Origin of the sequence: Lentzea albida (assembly GCF_900111005.1) — a bacterium.
Lineage (GTDB): Bacteria > Actinomycetota > Actinomycetes > Mycobacteriales > Pseudonocardiaceae > Lentzea > Lentzea albida.
The window spans coordinates 16,990-35,086 of the sequence record NZ_FOFV01000028.1 but is presented as its reverse complement, the minus strand read 5'-3'; the positions used below and the strand labels follow the sequence as shown (position 1 = coordinate 35,086).

The 18,097-nt window shown below is 70.1% G+C and carries 12 protein-coding genes and 4 pseudogenes; 10 read left to right on the top strand and 6 right to left on the bottom strand.

Annotated elements, in window-relative coordinates; translation table 11 throughout:
• The coding region (locus BMY74_RS41500; RefSeq protein WP_143091936.1) for a type I polyketide synthase at positions 1–4,920 on the top strand (4,920 nt) is incomplete at its 5' end.
• Between the two features lie 178 nt (positions 4,921–5,098).
• On the opposite strand, the gene BMY74_RS45580 is transcribed toward BMY74_RS41500, so the two are convergent.
• The gene (locus tag BMY74_RS45580) at positions 5,099–5,305 is read right to left on the bottom strand and encodes a DUF5988 family protein (protein WP_281245053.1); all 207 of its coding nucleotides are present in this window, start codon (positions 5,303–5,305) and stop codon (positions 5,099–5,101) included.
• Positions 5,306–5,617: 312 nt separating this feature from the next.
• Here BMY74_RS45580 and BMY74_RS47105 point away from each other — a divergent pair.
• Positions 5,618–5,761: pseudogene (locus BMY74_RS47105) on the top strand (hypothetical protein); the annotation flags it as partial.
• 47 nt (positions 5,762–5,808) lie between these two features.
• Here BMY74_RS47105 and BMY74_RS41490 read toward each other — a convergent pair.
• Positions 5,809–6,000: a hypothetical protein gene (locus tag BMY74_RS41490; RefSeq protein WP_089927146.1), complete on the bottom strand. Its 192-nt coding sequence runs from the start codon at positions 5,998–6,000 to the stop codon at positions 5,809–5,811.
• Here BMY74_RS41490 and BMY74_RS47100 point away from each other — a divergent pair.
• The 6 genes and pseudogenes from BMY74_RS47100 (at position 5,926) to BMY74_RS45895 (ending at position 7,881) form a co-directional block, all read left to right on the top strand.
• Positions 5,926–6,249: an IclR family transcriptional regulator domain-containing protein gene (locus BMY74_RS47100; protein WP_425434902.1), complete on the top strand. Its 324-nt coding sequence runs from the start codon at positions 5,926–5,928 to the stop codon at positions 6,247–6,249. The two genes, BMY74_RS41490 and BMY74_RS47100, sit on opposite strands and share 75 nt — an antisense overlap.
• A pseudogene (locus BMY74_RS41485) lies at positions 6,156–6,404 on the top strand (IclR family transcriptional regulator domain-containing protein); the annotation flags it as partial. The gene BMY74_RS47100 and the pseudogene BMY74_RS41485, both read left to right, overlap by 94 nt.
• 279 nt (positions 6,405–6,683) lie before the next feature.
• On the top strand, positions 6,684–6,986 hold the full coding sequence (locus BMY74_RS41480; protein WP_177230205.1) for a hypothetical protein: 303 nt from the start codon (positions 6,684–6,686) through the stop codon (positions 6,984–6,986).
• Positions 6,983–7,111, top strand: a complete 129-nt coding sequence (locus BMY74_RS41475; protein WP_281245052.1) for a hypothetical protein — start codon at positions 6,983–6,985, stop codon at positions 7,109–7,111. The genes BMY74_RS41480 and BMY74_RS41475 overlap by 4 nt, the downstream gene beginning before the upstream one ends.
• A 168-nt stretch (positions 7,112–7,279) precedes the next feature.
• Positions 7,280–7,651 (top strand): annotated as a pseudogene (locus BMY74_RS45900) (NAD(P)-dependent oxidoreductase); the annotation flags it as partial.
• Complete coding sequence (locus BMY74_RS45895) at positions 7,651–7,881, top strand: hypothetical protein (RefSeq protein WP_218159940.1); 231 nt, start codon at positions 7,651–7,653, stop codon at positions 7,879–7,881. The pseudogene BMY74_RS45900 and the gene BMY74_RS45895, both read left to right, overlap by 1 nt.
• Before the next feature lie 137 nt (positions 7,882–8,018).
• Here the strand turns inward: BMY74_RS45895 and BMY74_RS47095 are convergent.
• The 4 genes and pseudogenes from BMY74_RS47095 to BMY74_RS41450 form a co-directional block, all read right to left on the bottom strand.
• A pseudogene (locus tag BMY74_RS47095) lies at positions 8,019–8,453 on the bottom strand (SDR family oxidoreductase); the annotation flags it as partial.
• A gap of 116 nt (positions 8,454–8,569) precedes the next feature.
• Positions 8,570–9,211 carry a TetR/AcrR family transcriptional regulator gene (locus BMY74_RS41460; protein ID WP_089927141.1) on the bottom strand — a complete coding sequence of 214 codons (642 nt, stop codon included), beginning with the start codon at positions 9,209–9,211 and terminating at the stop codon, positions 8,570–8,572.
• Positions 9,212–9,286: 75 nt separating this feature from the next.
• A complete protein-coding gene (locus BMY74_RS41455; RefSeq protein WP_245786688.1) occupies positions 9,287–10,651 on the bottom strand; it encodes an alpha-amylase in 1,365 nt (454 codons plus the stop codon).
• 282 nt (positions 10,652–10,933) lie between these two features.
• Positions 10,934–12,127 (bottom strand): helix-turn-helix domain-containing protein, encoded by a 1,194-nt coding sequence (locus BMY74_RS41450; RefSeq protein ID WP_177230204.1) that lies wholly within the window; start codon positions 12,125–12,127, stop codon positions 10,934–10,936.
• 476 nt (positions 12,128–12,603) lie between these two features.
• Here BMY74_RS41450 and BMY74_RS41445 point away from each other — a divergent pair, with 476 nt between their 5' ends.
• Together BMY74_RS41445 and BMY74_RS41440 are read left to right on the top strand one after the other, a co-directional pair.
• Positions 12,604–15,438, top strand: coding sequence for a helix-turn-helix transcriptional regulator (locus tag BMY74_RS41445; RefSeq protein ID WP_177230203.1), 2,835 nt, complete (start codon positions 12,604–12,606; stop codon positions 15,436–15,438).
• Positions 15,439–15,441: 3 nt separating this feature from the next.
• A complete protein-coding gene (locus BMY74_RS41440; protein WP_089927133.1) occupies positions 15,442–18,096 on the top strand; it encodes an AAA family ATPase in 2,655 nt (884 codons plus the stop codon).
• Position 18,097: the final 1 nt, after the last annotated feature.

Here is an 18,097-nt window from a genome sequence, read left to right as displayed (position 1 = left end):
CGGGAGGCGTTGGCGACGGATTCGCAGCAGCGTCTGCTGCTCGAGGTGTCGTGGGAGGCGATCGAGCGGGCCGGGATCGATCCGGTGTCGTTGCGGGGTAGTCGGACCGGCGTTTTCGCGGGCGTGATGTACAGCGACTACGCGGTGCTCCTGTCCGGCGGGGACGCCGAGGGATACCAGGGCAACGGCGCCTCGCCGAGCGTCGCGTCGGGCCGGGTGGCCTACACCCTCGGACTCGAAGGTCCCGCGGTGAGCGTCGACACCGCCTGCTCCTCCTCGTTGGTGGCGTTGCACTGGGCGATGCAGGCTCTTCGGGCCGGGGAGTGCTCGCTGGCGCTCGCCGGTGGTGTGACGGTGATGTCGACGCCGGGGTCGTTCGTGGAGTTCTCGCGTCAGCGCGGTCTGTCCCCGGATGGGCGCTGCAAGGCGTTCTCGGACAGTGCGGACGGTGTGGGCTGGGCCGAGGGTGTCGGCATGCTGGTGCTGGAGCGCATGTCGGATGCCCAGCGCAACGGTCACCAGGTCTTGGCCGTGGTGCGTGGTTCGGCGGTGAACCAGGATGGTGCGTCGAACGGTTTGACGGCGCCGAATGGTCCGTCGCAGCAGCGGGTGATTCGTCAGGCGTTGGCGAGTGCGGGTTTGTCAACGTCCGATGTGGACGTTGTCGAGGCGCATGGCACGGGTACGACGTTGGGTGATCCGATCGAGGCGCAGGCGCTGCTGGCGACCTACGGCCAGGACCGTGATCGGCCTTTGCTGCTGGGGTCGGTGAAGTCGAACATCGGCCACACCCAGGCCGCCGCCGGTGTCGCCGGGATCATCAAGATGGTCCAGGCCCTGCGGCACGGCGTTGTCCCGAAGACACTCCACGTCGACACGCCGTCGTCGCATGTGGACTGGTCCGAGGGTGCGGTCGAGCTGTCGACGGAGTCTGTCGCATGGCCGGAGGTGGGTCGGCCGCGGCGTGCCGGTGTGTCGTCGTTCGGGATCAGTGGCACGAACGCGCACGTGATCATCGAGCAGCCGGAGCCGGCGCCCGTGCCGGAACCGGTGGAAGCACGTGTGGTGCCGTGGGTGGTCTCAGCCAAGTCCGAGGCCGCTCTGAGCTCGCAGGTCGAGCGCTTGGAGGCTGTCACGGAATCCCAGGTCGACGTCGGCTCGAGCCTGCTGGGGCGTTCGGTGTTCGCTCATCGAGCGGTGGTGCTCGCGTCGGAGGACGGGGTTTCCGAGGTAGCACGCGGCGTGGCCGCCGGTCAGCGCACGGGATTCCTGTTCTCGGGTCAGGGTGCGCAGCGGTTGGGGATGGGCCGCGACCTGTACGGGCGGTTCCCGGTGTTCGCGGGGGCGTTGGACGAGGTGCTGGACCGCCTCGAGCCGGGTCTGCGCGACGTCGTGTGGGGTGCGGATCAGGACCTGTTGGACCGCACGGGTTTTGCGCAGCCGGCGTTGTTCGCGGTCGAGGTGGCGTTGTTCCGCCTGGTCGAGTCGTGGGGTGTTACACCGGATTTCGTGGCGGGACATTCGATCGGTGAGGTGGCGGCGGCGCACGTGGCCGGGGTGCTGTCTCTCGACGACGCCTGCGCATTGGTGCGGGCGCGTGCCGGGTTGATGGAGGCACTGCCTGCGGGTGGGGCGATGGTCGCGATCGCAGCCACAGAGGCCGAGGTGTTGCCGTTGCTGGGCGGGGGCGTCTCGATCGCGGCGGTGAACCGGGCGGACTCGGTGGTGGTCGCGGGCGACGAGGCCGCGGTGCTGGAGATCGCCGCTCGGTTCGAGGACCGCAGGACGTCGCGTCTGCGCGTGTCGCACGCGTTCCACTCGCCGTTGATGGAGCCGATGCTCGACGAGTTCGCTCGAGCTCTGGAGAACCTGTCGTTCCGTGAGCCGTTGATGCCGTTGGTGTCGAACGTGACCGGCGCTCTGGTCACCGACGAGGTGTGCTCGCCGCAGTACTGGGTGCGGCACGTGCGGGAGGCGGTGCGGTTCGCCGACGGTCTTCGCGCCCTGTCCGACGCCGGGGCGTCGGCGTTCCTCGAGTTGGGCCCGGACGGTGTGCTGACCGGTCTGATCGAGGAAGGCCTGGCAGTGCCGGCTCTGCGCAGGGACCGTGACGAGGAGACCTCGCTGCTGACCGCGCTGGGCCGCCTGTACGTCCACGGCGTGGACGTCGACTGGCGCGGCATCGTCCCGAGAGGACGGTTCGTCGAGCTGCCGACGTACGCCTTCGAGCACGAGTGGTTCTGGCCGGTGGGTGGCGTCCAGATCGGCGACGTCGGCGCCGCGGGTTTGAACTCGCCGTCGCACCCCCTGCTGGGAGCGGTGGTGACAGTCGCCGGATCGGACGAGGTCGTGCTCACCGGGCGACTTTCACTGTCCACCCACCCCTGGCTCGCCGACCACAGGATCTTCGGTCAGGTGCTGGTGCCGGGTGCGGCCATCGCCGAGCTCGCGGTGCGTGCCGGTGACGAGGTCGGCTGTGACCGCGTCGGTGAGCTGACCATTGCCGTGCCACTGACGCTGCCGGAGCACGGCGCCGTGCAGATCCAGGTGTGGGTGGGCGCTCCGGGTGATGACGGAAACCGCGAACTGCGCCTGTACTCACGTCCTGCCGGCACCGACGGCCACTGGGTCCAGCACGGGACCGGAGTGCTCACGAACGGCGGCATTGCAGCGGATGCCGCTCTCGTATCGTGGCCTCCCGCCGGTGCCGAGCCACTCGACGTCACCGGGTGTTACGACGCCTTCGCCGACGGGGGATTCGACTACGGTCCCGCGTTCCAGGGCCTGCGTGCGGCGTGGCGTGGCGACGACGGTGACGTGTACGCCGAGGTCACCCTGCCCGATGCGCTGCACGACGGTGCGGTGGCGTTCGGGGTGCACCCGGTGCTGCTCGACGCGGCACTCCACGCACTCATGCTGGGTGGAGGGGGCCAAGGGAGCGGTGGTCTGCCCTTCTCGTGGGAAGGCGTGTCGGTGCATGCTCCCGGCTCTGCTGCACTGCGGGCGAGGCTGTCGAGGACCGGCGCCGACTCCGTGTCGCTGGCTGTGGCGAACGAGGTGGGCGCTCCCGTGCTCACCGTCGACTCGCTCGTGCTGCGCACGGTGGATGCGCGGCAACTCGGTCCGACGGGGGATGCGCTGTTCCGGACGGAGCTGGTTGCGGTGTCCCCGAGGCAGAAGGCCGAGCCGGTCGCCGTGGTCGGTCCGGTGACGCTGGGACTCGACGTCGCGCTGCACGACTCGGTGGAGTCGGCACCGGACGGCCTGGTCCTGTTCGCCGTGCAGGGCGACCCGGACGACGTCGTGGGCGGCGCGCACTCGAGCGCGGCGGAGGTTCTGGCGGCGGTCCAGCGGTGGACGCTCCGCGAACGCGCCGCGGGGTCCCGGCTCGTCTTCGTGACCAGCGGTGGTTTGTCGGTGGCCACCGTGCGCGGCCTGGTGCGCACCGCGATGTCGGAACACCCCGGCGCGTTCGGGCTGGTGGATATGGACTCCACGGGTGGTTCGCCCGCTCTCCTGCTGGAGGCCCTGGGAGCTGACGAGCCGGAGTTGCTCGTACGCGACGGGCAGGTGCTGGCGCCCAGGCTGACGCGACTGCCTGCCGCGGCGGAGCCCGCGCCGTCCACCTGGGATCCGAGCGGCACCGTGCTGATCACCGGCGGAACTGGCGGACTGGGGGCCGTGTTCGCGCGGCACCTGGTGTTCGAGCACGGTGTGCGGCACCTCGTTCTGGTCGGTCGCCGCGGCCCCGACGGTGCCGGAGAGCTGGTCGAGTCGCTGACCGCCGCGGGCGCCTGCGTGCGGGCGGTCGCCTGCGACGTCTCCGACCGCGACGCGCTGGCACGGGTGCTGGCTGACATCCCGGCGGAGCACCCCCTGACCGCGGTCGTGCACACCGCGGGGGTGCTCGACGACGGTGTCGTCGACTCGCTGAGCCCCGAGCGGCTGAGCGCGGTGCTGCGGCCGAAGGTCGACGGTGGATGGCACCTCCACGAGCTCACCGCGGGACTCGATCTCCGCGCCTTCGTGGTGTTCTCGTCGGTGGCGGGCGTGTTCGGCGCGGCCGGACAGGGCAACTACGCCGCTGCCAACGCGTTCGCGGACGACCTCGCCCGGTACCGCCGGGAACTCGGACTGCCGGCGACCTCGCTCGCCTGGGGCCCGTGGACACCGGAGGTGGGCATGACCACCGCGCTCTCCGACGCGGACCGGAGCCGGATGACGCGATCGGGAACGGGTTTGCTGTCCGTCGAGCAGGGCGTGGCGCTGTTCGACGCGGCTCTGGTCTCCGGGGAACCGGTCGCGGTTCCGGTGTTGCTCGACGTGCAGGCCCTGCGCACCGCTGGGGAGGTCCCGGCTGTCCTGCGGGGAGTCGTCCGCACCTCGGCGCGACGATCCGCGGTCAGCTCGGCGACGGTGGCGGACCGCCTGCACGGTCTCACGGGTGACGCGCGGCGGGAGGTGCTCCTGGACCTCGTGCGGACCGCGGTCGGACTGGTCCTCGGCCACTCCGGCGGGTCGACCATCGATCCGGACCGGCAGTTCCAGGACATGGGGTTCGACTCGATGACGTCCGTCGAGCTCCGCAACCGGCTCAACGGCGGGACCGGTCTGCGACTGCCCGCCACGCTGCTGTTCGACTACCCGACGCCCGGCGATCTCGTCGAGCACCTCGACGGTCGGCTCGGCTTCACGCCCGATGACGAACCGGAGTCCGTTCTCGCGGCGCTCGAAGCGCTGGAACGGCTCCTCACCGGGCAGGCCCTGGACCTGAAGATGCACGGCCAGGTCGCGGGTCGCCTCGACGTCCTGCGGGCCAGGCTGTCAAGTGCGCCCGGCGCGACGGCGACCGAGGTCGACCTGGACTCGGCGACCGACGACGAGATGTTCGCCCTGCTGGACGAGCTCGGGCAGCCCTGACGCGGAAGTGGACGACGAGAAGGGCCTCTGATCCACCGCGGTGGATCAGAGGCCCTTCTCGTGGAGCAGGTGGTGAGGGGAAGCGGTCACCGAGGCACGTGTGCGTCGAGCCGAGGCCAGGAGACCGACGGGTACGCGAACCGCGCGGTGGCGACACCCCCGGTGCCCGGGCCGGGGGTCACTCCGCGAACTTCGTGCGGCCGACCCAGTCGAACCTCGGCAACTCCTCGCCGTCCACGTCTGCGGTCGCACCGGAATAGGTGAAGTGCTCGCGACCGTTGCCGTGGATCATCTTGACGCTGTGGGACAGGTCTTCGACCTCGCACACCCTTGTCGTTCCTGAGAGCTCAGGGCCTCCGTGAAGGACAACGCGATGGTGCGTCATGACTGCACTCCTTCCGAGCTGTGTCCGGTCTCGCTTTCACGATGTAGGCCGGAAGGAGGAGCGTCAACGAAGAGCAGTTACTTGTGGAAAATCCCTTAGAGACGGTGTCGTGGTCGAGAACGAAATTGTTCAGTTCGACGACCAGAATCTTTGGCGGTTCTGGTTGACCTCGCGGAGGCGGCACTGCATGAGGCCCAGATCTTCTGCGTGCCCGATCGACGGCCTCGAAGCTGACGGGGACCACCGGTCGGGCCGCGTTTGCTGCCACTGGTGACATTGGTACGGCTGGTGGCGTGACGGTCGGGAGGCGCGGTGGCAGGGTCGGAAGTGCGCGGCCGGTCGTTCCGGGTGGTGGACAGCAGGTCCCCGGCCGTGACGCGTGCTGTCGCCATCCTCGAAGAACTGGGGCGGGTCAGGCAGCCCGTCGCGCTCACGGACCTGGCGCGGTCACTGGACCTGGCCAGGTCCACGGTGGCGAACATCTGCACGGCACTGGAAGCCGGTCACATGATCCGCCACGTTGACGGGCGGTGGGCGCTCGGGTGCGAGGTGGTCGAGCTCGGCCACGAGTTCCTGGCCGAACCGACCTGGTCGCCGAGTTCCGGCGGGGAACGGCCGTCCTGCCCGTCGCGGCGCGGGAGACCGTGCTCCTCGCGGTGCTCGACGGTGTCGAGGTCGTGTCCCTGGCGCGCCACGGGGGAACGCAGCCGATCAGGCTCGCCAGCGACACCGGCCGTCGGATGCCCGCTGTCGTCACCGCTCTGGGCAAGGCGGTGCCGGCGAGCCTGCCGGTCGTCGAGATGGACGCCCGGCTGGCGGGGGTGGGCGAGCTCCCGTTCTCACGCCTCGCTCGCACCGGACGATGGACGCCCTGCGCCGCGACCTGCACACCACCAGGATGCGCGGGTACGCGGTCGACGACGAGCAGAACACGCAGGGAGTGACGTGTGCGGCCGTGGCGTTGCCCGGCCGTCCCGGCACCCCGACCGCCGTCAGCGCGACGATGCTCACCGTCCGCGCCACCACCGAGCTGAGCGGGTCGGTGGTGGCGGACCTGATCGCGCTGGCGGGTCAGCTGTCCCGTGTGACGAACGTCTGAGCGATTTCCCGGAATCCACCGATGCGCCACGCCGCGAGAACGGCACGGCTCACAACTCCGGTGTCGTGGAATCAACGCCGAATGCCATCGGCGGAACCTGACGCCGATGACCGCACTGATCCTCGGGCCCGCTTGTGCGAATGCGTGCCGTTCGGCTTCGCTCTCGACGCGCGGAACCTTCCGGGCGGCCGCCTCGAAATTCTGGTGGAACCACTAGAAGTTTCCGCCGGGTTCCACCGGCTGAACTAGTGGTGTGGCGCAGGAAATTGCCGGGCGAACATGACCACACTTCTGGGCGTCGGCCGGCTGGTGAAGTCCTTCCACGGCAACCGTGCCGTGGACGGTGTCACGTTCGAGGTGCCGCGGGGCGAGATCGTGGCGCTGTTCGCCGAGATCGACCTGGCTCCGGCGGGGCGCGTCGTGAACATGGTGAAGGACCCCGAAGCCGCGTGTGCCTTCGCGCGTGCGCACAACCTCCCGCTCCCCATCACCGAACTGCACCACCGGCTCGTCACCGCCGGGCACGGCGACGCCGACAACGCCGCACTGATGCGCTACTACCTGGACGGGGAGATCGCATGACCCGCTCGCTGTTCGGCCTCACCGGCCGCAGGGCGCTGATCACCGGCTCCAGCAGGGGCATCGGCGCCGCGTTGGCCGCCGGGCTCGCGGAGTCGGGTGCCGAGGTGGTCCCTCAACGGACGTGACCCCGGCGCAGTGCGGGCGGCCCGCTGCGGAGAGGGAAGTGGTCGTCACGTACACACCGGGGGTACTGGTCGGGACGACCGCGGACATCGCGATGTCGTTGATGCTGATGAGCGGGCGCCGTCTCGGAGCCGCGGTCGGCTCACTGCGGCGCGGTTGAGTGGCGGACGTTCCGGATGAACGGCTTCCTCGGTCTCGACGCGCACGGCGCGACGGTGGGGCTCGTGGGCTACGGGCAGATCGCGCGGGCGGTCACCCGGCGTGCGGCCGGTTTCGGCCTGCGGATCCAGCACCACGACCCCCACCAGGACGGCGAAGCCCCGTCCGCTGCCATCAGCCTGCCGGGGTTGTTGCGCACCAGCGATGTCGTGGCGTTGCACGTGCCGCTCACCCCGGACACCCTCAACCTGATCGGCGCGGCCGAACTGGCCCTGATGAAACCGACCGCGACGTTGGCCAGCACCGCGCGCGGCGTCGTGGACGAGGCGGCGTTGCTCGCGGCCTCGCGCTCCGGCTGCCGTACTCGGCCGGACTGGACGTGATGACCGACGAGCAGCTCAGCGAGTCGACCGACCCGCTGCTCACCGAGCCGAACCTGCTCGTTCTCCCGCACGCGGGATCGGGGATGGAGGCGACACGCGCGGCCATGGTGGCGCTGGCCGTCGACAACGTGCTCGCGGTGCTCGACAGCGGAAGGGCCCTCACACCACTGCCGGGGACGCCTGTCCGCCCGATGTCGCGCCCGTGGTCGAGGAGCGCGGGCGCCGGGTGATGAGCCGGTGCGGAGTCAGCCGCACCCCACGAACGGCATCGCGGAAATGCCGGACTTCCATCGTCGGCTCCGGTGCGACCGAGCCGTTCGCCTGCAGCACACAGGTGGTCGCCTGTTCGCTCATCGAGGGTCGCCGCGTTGCCGATGGCGATCTGACCGCAGGCGATGCCGTACCGGCGCCCCTCCAGCGAGAGGGACTTGGTGAGGCTGGTGATCACGTGCTTGCTCGTGTTGTACGCGACTGCGTGCGGCCGGGGTGTCTGCGCGGAGACCGAGCCGTTGTCGATGATCCGGCCCTGTTGCGGGCTCCGGCTCTTCACCGTCCGAGAAGCCGCGCGTGCGCACAGCGATGAACCGGTCAGGTTGGTGGTGACCACAGGCGTCCACTGCTCGAGGGAGAATTCCTCCAGCGGCGTGTCCGGCACGCTGGTTCCCGCGTTGGTGAACAACAGGTCGACCCGGCCCCACCGCTCGAGCGCCGCTCCGAACAGCGCGTCCAGCGACTCCTCGTCGGTGACGCCGGTCGACACCGCCAGGACCGAATCGGCGGACACGCCCGTCGCCGTCTCCACCAGCGCGCCGGCTCGCCGCCCAGGGGAGCACCACGCGCCGTCCGGCGGTCAGCAGCGCCTGCGCGACCGCGCGACCCACGCCGGACCAGAACCTGTCACCACCCGCACAGCCGTCATCATGTTCTCCCTCGTTCACTCCGGACAGTGCCGTGGAGCTGTCGCAACGAGTCGAGGTGTCTGCGCACCAACGACAGGGAAAGCTCCGGTGGCATCCGGTCCGGGTGCAGCACCCCGTCGACCACCAGCCCGCTCAACAACGACGAGAGCCGTTGTGCCTCCGGCACCAGGTCGAGGTCGCCCGCCACGGCACCGGACTCCGACATCGCGGTCAGCAGTCGGTGGCAGAACGCGCGCAACCCGTCGTACAGCCGTGCGGTGTGCGGCCTCAGCGAGGGCCGGGTGCGGGCGGCCGTGGCGAAGGCGATCAACAACGCGGCATCACCAGGCCGGGAACCGTCGAGCGGTAGCACCTCGACGAGTACGCGTTCAGCTGTGCAGGCGGAGTCGATGCCCTCGTCGAGCAAGAGCAGCTGCGCCTGGATCCGCTGGTCCACCGACCGGAACAGCGACTCGGCGGCGAAGACGATCATGTCGTCCTGGCTGGCGAAGTAGTGCCGGATGGAGCCGATGGCAAGTCCGGCCTCCGCTGCCACGGTGCGCAACGAGGCCTGTTCGACCCCGTTTCGCCCGACCACGCGGAACACCGCCTCCGCGACTGCGCCACGACGGGCGACGGGATCGACGACCCGAGGTGACATCTCTCTCCACTTCCGCTGTGGGCCGGGTTCGGCCGCTGTTTCGGGCCTGCGGCGGCCACGGCAGGCCCGAAATGCTCACGATCGTGCGTTGACGTGCAACGCGAGAGCGGTTCCGGCGCCGAGTGTCGTCGTGAACCGGCCCTGCGCGTCGATCGTCACGCGGACGCAGCCGTTTTCCTGCACGTTGCAGTAACTTCCGGCCGGCAGCGCGGTCTGGAACGTGCGGGTCACCGCGAAGGTCTCGCGGTTGATCGCGACGAAGCCCTTGTTGCCGCGGCCGAACGCGATCAGGTCGTACCCGTTGTCCTGCCAGTTGTTCACGTCCGTGCCCGCCACGGTGTTGCGGAACTGCACCATGTTCGCGATCTGCGTCCAGGCGTGCTGGCACTTCCAGCCGCTGTAGCAGACGTTGTTGCCGGGCGGGCCGGCGTCCTTGTCGCTGAACTCGTAGCCCGAGTACACCTGCGGGGCACCGTAGTTCCACGCCAGCATGAAGACGTTCGCGAGCGTGTAGGTCGAACCGTCCTTGTAGGTCAACGTGGAACCGTTGCGCTCGGTGTCCCAGTTGTCCACGAACGGCCGTGCCTGGCCGCTGGGCAGGAAGCCCCATGACTGCCCGAAGGACTTCAGGTAGGCCAGGTTCTCGTTCTGGAAGATCCGCTTGACGTCGTAGGCGTAGCGGAACTCGTCCACGTCGCCCGAGCCCGTGTACTCGCCGGGCTGCACGGCCTCACCCGCGCCGTAGATCACCTCGTGGACCCAGAACACGTTGGGGTTGCTGAGCTTGGACTTGATGGCGCTCATGTCGGCGGCTGCGATGTGCTTGGCCGCGTCGATCCGGAACCCGTCGACCCCCATCGAGATCAACCGGTTCAGGTACGCCGCGATCACGCCGCGCACCCGGTCGCTGCCGGTGTCCAGATCGGACAGACCGACGAGCTCGCAGTTCTGGACGTCGGCACGATCCCGGTAGTCGGCGATCGAGGTGCGGCACGAGTGGAAGTCCGTGTTGCCGTAGTGGCCGGGGTAGTTGTACTTGGAATAGGCGCTACCACCCGTCCCCGTGCCCGAACCGGCGCTCATGTGGTTGATCACCGCATCGGCGATCACCTTCACCCCGGCGCGATGACACGTCGAGATCATGGAGCGGAAGGCGTTCTCGTCGCCGAGCCGCCCGGCGATCTTGTAGCTGACGGGCTGGTAGGTGGTCCACCACTGCGGACCCTGGACGTGCTCGGTCGCGGGGGAGACCTCGACGTAGCCGTAGCCCTTGGGGCCGAGAACGTTGGTGCACTCCGACGCCACGCGGGCGAACGGCCATTGGAACAGGGTGACGGTGACGTCCTTGGGACCGGGTGGCGCCGCAAGACTTTGCACCGGTGTGCACAGCGCCACGGCCAGGGCGGCCGTGAGCAGGACGCGAAGAACAGAGGAAACCACGTTGTCTCCTTGTAGCAGGGAACTCCTTGCAGTCGTACCAAGTCGAACCCTGGAAAAGGAAGTGCTGCAAATCTTTTCAGTCCTTCTTCGGCTGAGGAGGCTGAAGAGGAACCGCATCGCGACGACCGGGTTCCGACGATCTCGGACACTTTCCGAATTTCGCTGATGGCCCTCGCGGCGAGCATCCGATGGAGCGCCGGGCACCGCGCTCGTCAGTCGCGAGCGTGGCGGCAGCCGGGCGCGCCATCGGCGCGATGTCGGAGGTCGGGTTGCTGCTGACGATCACCGGCCGTCGGGGTGGGAGTCTCCCGACGTCACGGCCAGCCACCACACCGCCGCGCCGCTGACCGACCTCGGATCCACACCGGACGAACGGGCGATCCTGTCCAGGCGGTAGGTCAGGGTGGACCTGTGCACCCCCAGCCGCTCGGCGGTACGTGCCAGGTTGAGGTCGTTCTTGAGGAACTCGTCCAGCGACTCGCGCAAGCCGTTGCCGGTGTCGAGATCCGCGAGCAGTCGTGACAGGCGCGCGCTGGTCGCGGTGTCTCCCGCCACCGCGGTCAGCACGTCGATCTTGGGGCCGGTGAGCACACTGGCCGGGCGGATCGGGCGGACCGGCTGGGTCGCGGCCCAGCGCCGGACGTGCGCGAGCGACTTCGGCACTTCATCGCGTGTCGCCTCGACCGCGACGACCGCCGCGCCGATCGTCGCACTGGAGCACAGCACGTCCAGCGAGTCGTCGAGCCACGTGGCCGGTGCGGCGTCCAGGTCGCCGACCACGCACAGGTGGGCGCGGTCGGGTCGCCACACCGTCCACCACCACCCGGGCCGTTGCCGGATGTCCATCAACCTCCGCACGGACTTCTCGTCGGAGCGGAGCATGAGGATGAACACCCGCTCGGGCAGGTGGCGCAGCGCGTCCCACGACGGCGTCTCCTCGAGAGCGATCGTGTCCAGGGCCCAGTTGCGGGTGTGGTCTTCGCGCCGTTGCAACGCGTACACCGCAGGGGAGCTCTCCATCAGACGCATGGCGTTGCGATGTGCCTTGTCGAAGAAGGACGCGTGCCAGTCACCGATGGGCCGCATGCACTGCAGCAGCCTGTCGTCGGGGAGGGCGTCGAGGAGGATGCGTACCACCTCCGAGTGTGCGGTGCGGCTGTAGCGCAGCAGGGTGTGCAGGTCCAGGAACTCGTCGCGCAGCGCGGTGGCGGACCAGTCCCATGCGCGCTGCTGCAGTTCCCACTCCACCTCGGTGGTCAACTCCGTTCGCAGATCTCCTGCGAGTCGGAGGAACACCTCGACGGAGTCCGCCATGTGCATGTCCATGGCCTCCCGCGTGTAGCGCTTGCCGCGGGGGGTGACCGAGGGTGAGGCCGCGATGCACACGTCGGTGACCTGTCGCGCGATGGACTCGCGGTTCGACAGCAGGTCCCCGCACACCTCGGGGATGATCGGCTTCATTTCCTCTCGCGGCATGAGACCCCTCCGGGCTGCTGGCCGTCCGACTATTGCCGATGTGGCTCCGGTCCGCCTTCTTCCGCAGGTGACCGGTATGTCTTGGGCCGTGTCGTGAACATTCAGATGTGTGGCGCTGACCATTATCGTCATCATTCCCGTCTTGTGTCCATCCGCGAATGGCGGTGGGTTGGCCGTGAAGCGTCCGCGATCTGCGGATGATCCGCGTTCTTCCGGCATAACAGCAGTTGAGGGGCGATCGTTTGAGGTGGTGTGGGGCGCACGACGGCCCTGTCGCCGGTGCTGTGCGCCGCTCCGCGACTGTCGTCGGGGGTGGCATTGCGATTGGTCGTGCCATTTGTCTTCCGGGTCGTCGGATGTCCTATGCTGCACGCGTCAGGAAGTATTCGCGGGCATGGCCTCTCGAAATCGTCGTGATTTCAATCATCGTTCCGCGCGGCGAAACTGAGAACCTGGTTCACTTTCCGGAGGCGCGTGTGTCGAGCGCAGTGGGTGAGAAGTCGGCGATCCGGCGCGGGTTGGTGGGGCGCGAGTGCGAGAGCGCAGCCGCCCTGCGCCGCGTGGAGACCGCGGTGAGCGGAGCGGGCCGGCTCCTGCTCGTGCAGGGACCTGCGGGTATCGGGAAGAGCGCGCTCTTGCGCGACGTGCTCGACAGAGCGGACCTGGGACCGGGAGCGACCGTACTGCGCGCCGACTGTCGTCCCAGCACGCGGGACACCCCCTACGGTGCCGTTCGCGAACTTCTGGCTCCGTTGGACCTGTTGGAGCCGGTCGCCACGCGACCGGCCCTCCTGCACTCCGGTGCTCGCTGGGCCGTCCCGGCCCTGGCGCCGCCCTCGGACGGAGGTGTGGAACGAGGCTCGTCCTCCACTTACGCCGTGATGCACGGCCTCTACTGGCTCGCGGTCAACATCATGGCCTCCGGCCCGCTCGTCCTGGCGATCGACGACGCCCACCAGGCCGACCTGCGTTCCCTGCACTGGCTCGGATATCTCCTGCGCCGCACCCAGGACATGCCGCTCTGCGTCGTCCTGACCACCCGCACGCCCGCACCCGATCCGGTGGCGGGCCTAGCCGCGCAGGACGACGCCGCTGTGCTGGACCTCGGGCCGTTGCCCGCCGAAGCGATCGACCGGCTCGTCGGTGACGCACTCGGCGAGGAACCCGATCCCGGGTTCCTCGCCGAGTGCCGACGCCTGTCCGGAGGAAACCCCCTCGTTCTCAGCCAGGTCCTCGCCCAGCTCACCGACTTCCCGGCGTCGGACCGTTCCCGGCTCGTCGCGGATCTCGACGTCGTGGCCGCCTCTGTCGCCGGACGGCTCGCTGCCCACCCCGAGCACGTCACGAGGGTGGCGAGGGCTGTGGCGGTGCTCGAGACCGGCGACACGGAGCTCGTCGCGGCCCTGTCCGGAGTGCCGACCACCGCCGTCGACTCCGCGGTCACCCTGCTGCGCGCCGACGAGCTGCTGACTCGCGAGGGCGACCAGTTCGTGCACGAACTGGTGCGGGACGGCGTGCTCGCAGCAATGCCGGACAGCGAGGTGGTGCACACCCGTGCTCTGGCGGCACGACTGCTCGACGACGCCGGCCGCGCACCGGAGGTCGTCGCCGCGCACCTGCTGCTGCTGCCCCGGATCGATGCGCCGTGGATGCGGAACGTGCTCTCCGCGGCCGCTGACGACGCCGCGCGGCGGGGTGACCCCGACGCCGGGGTCCGGTGTCTGGCCCGGCTGGTCGACGTCGATCCCGGTGATCCCGTCCTCCGTGCGCGGCTGGCCGCCCTGCTGGCACACGGTGAACCGCTGATCGCGCTCACCCACCTGCGCAAGGCCCTCGGACTGACGACGAATCCCCGCCTGCGCGCGCACATCGCGGTTCAGCTCGGCTCGGTCGCTCTGGCCGTGCAGCAGACGCCTTCCGCCGTCGAGGTACTCGAGTCGGCGCTGGAAGCGCTCGAGGCCGAGCTCGGTCCGGATCCGGAGCCGGGCGACGCGGAGCTGGCGCACCGTGTTCGTGCCGTGCTCCTGCTGTGCGGCATGGACAAGAAGGACACCGTTCGCCAGATCCAGCACCGTGCCGGTGCCATGGCAGAGCCTCGTGGTGACACGCCTGCTGAGCGTCAGTTGCTGGCGATGCTCGCCGTTGTCGACGCCGTGGCGGGCAGGTCCGCGGAGCAGGCCGCACACAGGGCCAGACGTTCCCTGGTGCTCGACGAGGCCGACGGTGACGGCTGGACGGCCTTCGCGGCGGCGATGGTGCTCGACCTCGTGGGAGAACTGCACGACGCCGTAGCCGCGATGGACCGCGTGATCGCCCGCAGCCGCGAGGACGGAGCCGCGTGGACGCACTGCCTCGGACTGAGTTCACGCGCACTGATGCTGTGCAACGCCGGCGAGTTCGCCGAGGCCGCGGTCGACGCGCAACTCGCCCTGGAGTCGGCACGGCAGGAGTCCTGGCACGGACGGACCGTCCAACCGGCGGTCGGTGTCGCCCAAGCGCTCGTGCACCAGGGCGAGGCCCGCCGCGCCCTCGACCTCCTCGTTTCCGTGAGTCGGCCCGACCTCGACGACTTCCTTGTGGAGAACCACCACTTCCGCCTGGCTCGTGCTTCGGCGCACGCCGCTCTCGACGACGTCGAGAAGGCCTTGGAGGACCTGCTGTGGTGCGGGCGCAGCCTCGCGGACGCGGGAGCGGCCAACCCGCTGTTCGTGCCCTGGTGGTCTGAAGCCGCGCTGCTGCTCGCCGATCACGGACGTGTGGCCGAGGCGACCCGGCTCGTCGACCACGGCGAGGAGCTGACGGAGCGGTGGAACGTGCCGAAGGCGCGCGGGCTGGTGCTGCTGACCCGCGCGGCCGTCTGCGGTCCGGAGACGGCCGCAGGGCTTCTGCTCGAGTCGGTCGAGGTCCTGGACGTGCCCTGTGCGCGCTACGACTTGCACCGCGCGGAACACCGCCTCGGGCGCGTCTTGATCGAACTCGACGACCTGCGCGGTGCCCGCGAGCACCTGCGGCGGGCGGTCGACCTCGCCACTCGCTGCGGTGCGACCACCGCGGCTTCCCGATCGCGAGCACTTCTGGTGCGGGCCGGTGGCCGCATGCGCCACACCGCGCTAACGCGGGCCGACGTCCTGACCGGCAGCGAGCGCCGCGTGGCGGGGCTGGCCGCGGCTGGAGCCACCAACCGCGAGATAGCCGAAGCCCTCTTCGTCACACCCCGCACGGTGGAGGTCCACCTGACCAAGGCCTACCGCAAGCTGGGCATCTCCGGCCGGTCCGAACTCACGCTCGCGCTCACGGAACCGGGAGGGTGACCGGTGTTCCCCCTGCACGCCGAGTCCTCGCCGGTCTTGGTCGAGAGAGAAGCCGAAATCTCTGCCCTGGAGGACTTCCTCACAGATCTCTCCAGCGGCCGGTCGGCGGCGGTGGCCGTCGTCGGACCACCCGGTTCCGGGCGGTCCGCGTTGCTGTCCCACGCGGTACACCACGCAGCGTGGCTCGGCCTGCGAACCGCGATCGCACGTGCCCGTCCGTCCGAAAAGGACGTCGAGTGGGGTGTGGCCGCCCAGTGGCGTGACTGCCTGCGGTCCGACTGGATCGGCTGGCCCGCGCTGGACCGCGTCGGACCGGCACGAAAGGACGGCGTGCTGATGTCCGTTTGCTCGGCGGTGGTGGCCATGGCCCGCCGCGCACCGCTGCTCCTGGTGGTCGACGACGTGCACCTGTCCGACCAGAGTTCCGCCGATCTGCTCGCGGCGCTGCTGCGCCGGCTGCGGCAGGGACCGCTGGGCATCGTGTTCGCCACGAACGGCGAGCACCGGTTCGACCAGGTCTGCGACGACCTGGTCCACACCCTGCTGCCACGTCCGCTGACCGCCGCCGGTGTGGACGTCCTGTGCCGGCAGCACTTCGACGACGATGCCGTCGTCGCGGCACTAGTATCTCTGTCCGCGGGCATGCCCGGGATTCTTGTTCCCGCCCTCGCCGACGCAGCCCTCCCAGCAGGTGCTCCCAGGCGACTGCGCGCCATCGCCGCCGCCGAGGCGCACCGGCGTGCCGCGACCGACCGCGTGCTGGCTTGCCTGCCACCCGAGGCCCTGCACCTCGCCCGGCTGATCTGCGTGGCGCGAGGCGACCTCCACCTCACTGAGTTGTGCGTCGCCGCTGGGACGCGTGGCATACCAGGCAGCACCCTGCAGCTTCTGCGGGACAACGGGCTTCTCGATGGCGCCCCGGATCGGCCGACCCTGACGGACATCGCCGCCGAGCAGGTCCTCGCGGGTATGAGCCCACGAGCGCGACACGCACTGCACGCAGCCACGGCCGCGGTCGCCCACGGCGCTGCCGCACCGCAGGAGACGGTGGCCCGACTCCTGCTCGGAGCGGACACCACGGGGACGACCTGGGCGGCGGACGTGTCGCGTCGATGTGGTGGTCGTGCGCTTCGCGAGGGCGACGACAGGACGGCGGCAGCGTGGCTGACACGCGCCGCGAGGGAGAGCGCGGACGAGGTGGAGCGTTCGCGCCTCGCCCTCGAACTCGCCCGCGCCCACACCCGCGACCGCCCGGTCGCCTGCACCCGCGCGCTGAGCGTCGTGGCGATGGGCAGCCATCATCGCGCGGAAGCTGTGGACCTGTTGCTCCTGCGCGGTGAGATGGACGCCGTGTGCCGTTCGACCGTCGCCGCGAACCGGCACGACGATCCGGAGCTGCACGGTCTTCGCCGCATCGCCGCGCTCGCCCTCGGCCGCGGCACCGGCGATCCCGTGGACGACCGTCCTGAGCGGAATCCGGTTCTCGCGGGGACGGAAGCGTGGCGCCTGGCCCTGGTGGGGGACGACGCGACCAGGGTCCGCGAGCTCGCGGCGATCGGCGCGTCGGACCACCCCCACGTCTCGGCACGACTCGTCGCGTGCGCCGCGCTCGTCCTGGCCGACGACCTCGACGAGGCCCGTGCCGCGTTGGACGACGTGCTCACGACCGCGCTGCGGCGAGGTGCGCGCGCCGCTGCCGCCGCTGCCGCTTTCCAGATCTCCGACGCCGCCCACCGGGCCGGACGTCTCGACGACGCCGGCCACCACCTCGACCTGGCGCTGGACCTGCTGCCGCTGGGTGCCTGGTCGAGGCGCAACCACGTCCTACCCGTGTCCGCACGGGCGCGTCTGGAACTGGACCGCGGGAACATCGACGGTGCGCGTGACGTCCTGGCGCTCGCTGATCCGGCCGCCGAGCCCGGCTGGGGCAACCTGCTGCACGCTCGCGCCGCTGTCGCCCTGGCATCGGGCGATCCGGAGGAAGCGCTCCGCGACTTGCTGGCCTGCGGTCGGCGCCTCACCGGTCGCGGCTGGCACAACCCGGCTGTGCTCGACTGGCGGTCGCCGGCCGCGGAAGCCCTCTGCCGGCTGGAACGCACGGCCGAAGCGCGTGTCCTGCTCGCCGACGGGCGCCGCGCCGCGGCGCGGTGGGGTACGGCCAGCTGCGTGGGGGCGGCCCGGCTGGCCGCAGGGCGCTGGGGCGGGGTCACCTCGCCGGTGCGGACTTTCGCCCAGGCGGAGCGCGTGCTGCGCCGATCGTGTTCGCGCCTGCTGCACGTGGAGGCTCAGGTCGAGCTCGCCTTCGCCCTGCTGCCGCTGGGGGAGTCGGGTGAGGCTGCATGGCTGGCGCAACAGGCTGTCCGCACCGCACGCGGCCATGCCGCGCAGTCCCTTGCCCTGCGCGCTGAAGCCGTGCGCACCACCGCTGAGGAGAAGGCCGTGCCGGACGGGACGAGACGGGGTGATGCCGTCTTGTCGGTGTTGTCCCAGTCCCAGGCCAAGGCCGCGCGATCGGTGCTGCTCGGCCTGAGCAACGCCGAGATCGCCTCCGCGTCGGGCATCACCCGTCGCGCGGTCGAACTGCAGCTGACCGCCGCCTACCGCAAGCTCGGGGTAGCCGGGCGTGGTGAGCTCGTCGACCTGCTGACTGGTCGGTGAC

What these genes read in the sequence shown, in the direction of transcription:
- BMY74_RS45580 (WP_281245053.1), bottom strand. Translation starts at nt 5,305, where the DNA reads ATGACGCACCATCGCGTTGTCCTTCACGGAGGCCCTGAGCTCTCAGGA.
- BMY74_RS41480 (WP_177230205.1), top strand. Translation starts at nt 6,684, where the DNA reads ATGACCACACTTCTGGGCGTCGGCCGGCTGGTGAAGTCCTTCCACGGC.
- BMY74_RS41475 (WP_281245052.1), top strand. Translation starts at nt 6,983, where the DNA reads ATGACCCGCTCGCTGTTCGGCCTCACCGGCCGCAGGGCGCTGATCACC.
- BMY74_RS45895 (WP_218159940.1), top strand. Translation starts at nt 7,651, where the DNA reads ATGACCGACGAGCAGCTCAGCGAGTCGACCGACCCGCTGCTCACCGAG.
- BMY74_RS41460 (WP_089927141.1), bottom strand. Translation starts at nt 9,211, where the DNA reads ATGTCACCTCGGGTCGTCGATCCCGTCGCCCGTCGTGGCGCAGTCGCG.
- BMY74_RS41450 (WP_177230204.1), bottom strand. Translation starts at nt 12,127, where the DNA reads ATGCCGCGAGAGGAAATGAAGCCGATCATCCCCGAGGTGTGCGGGGAC.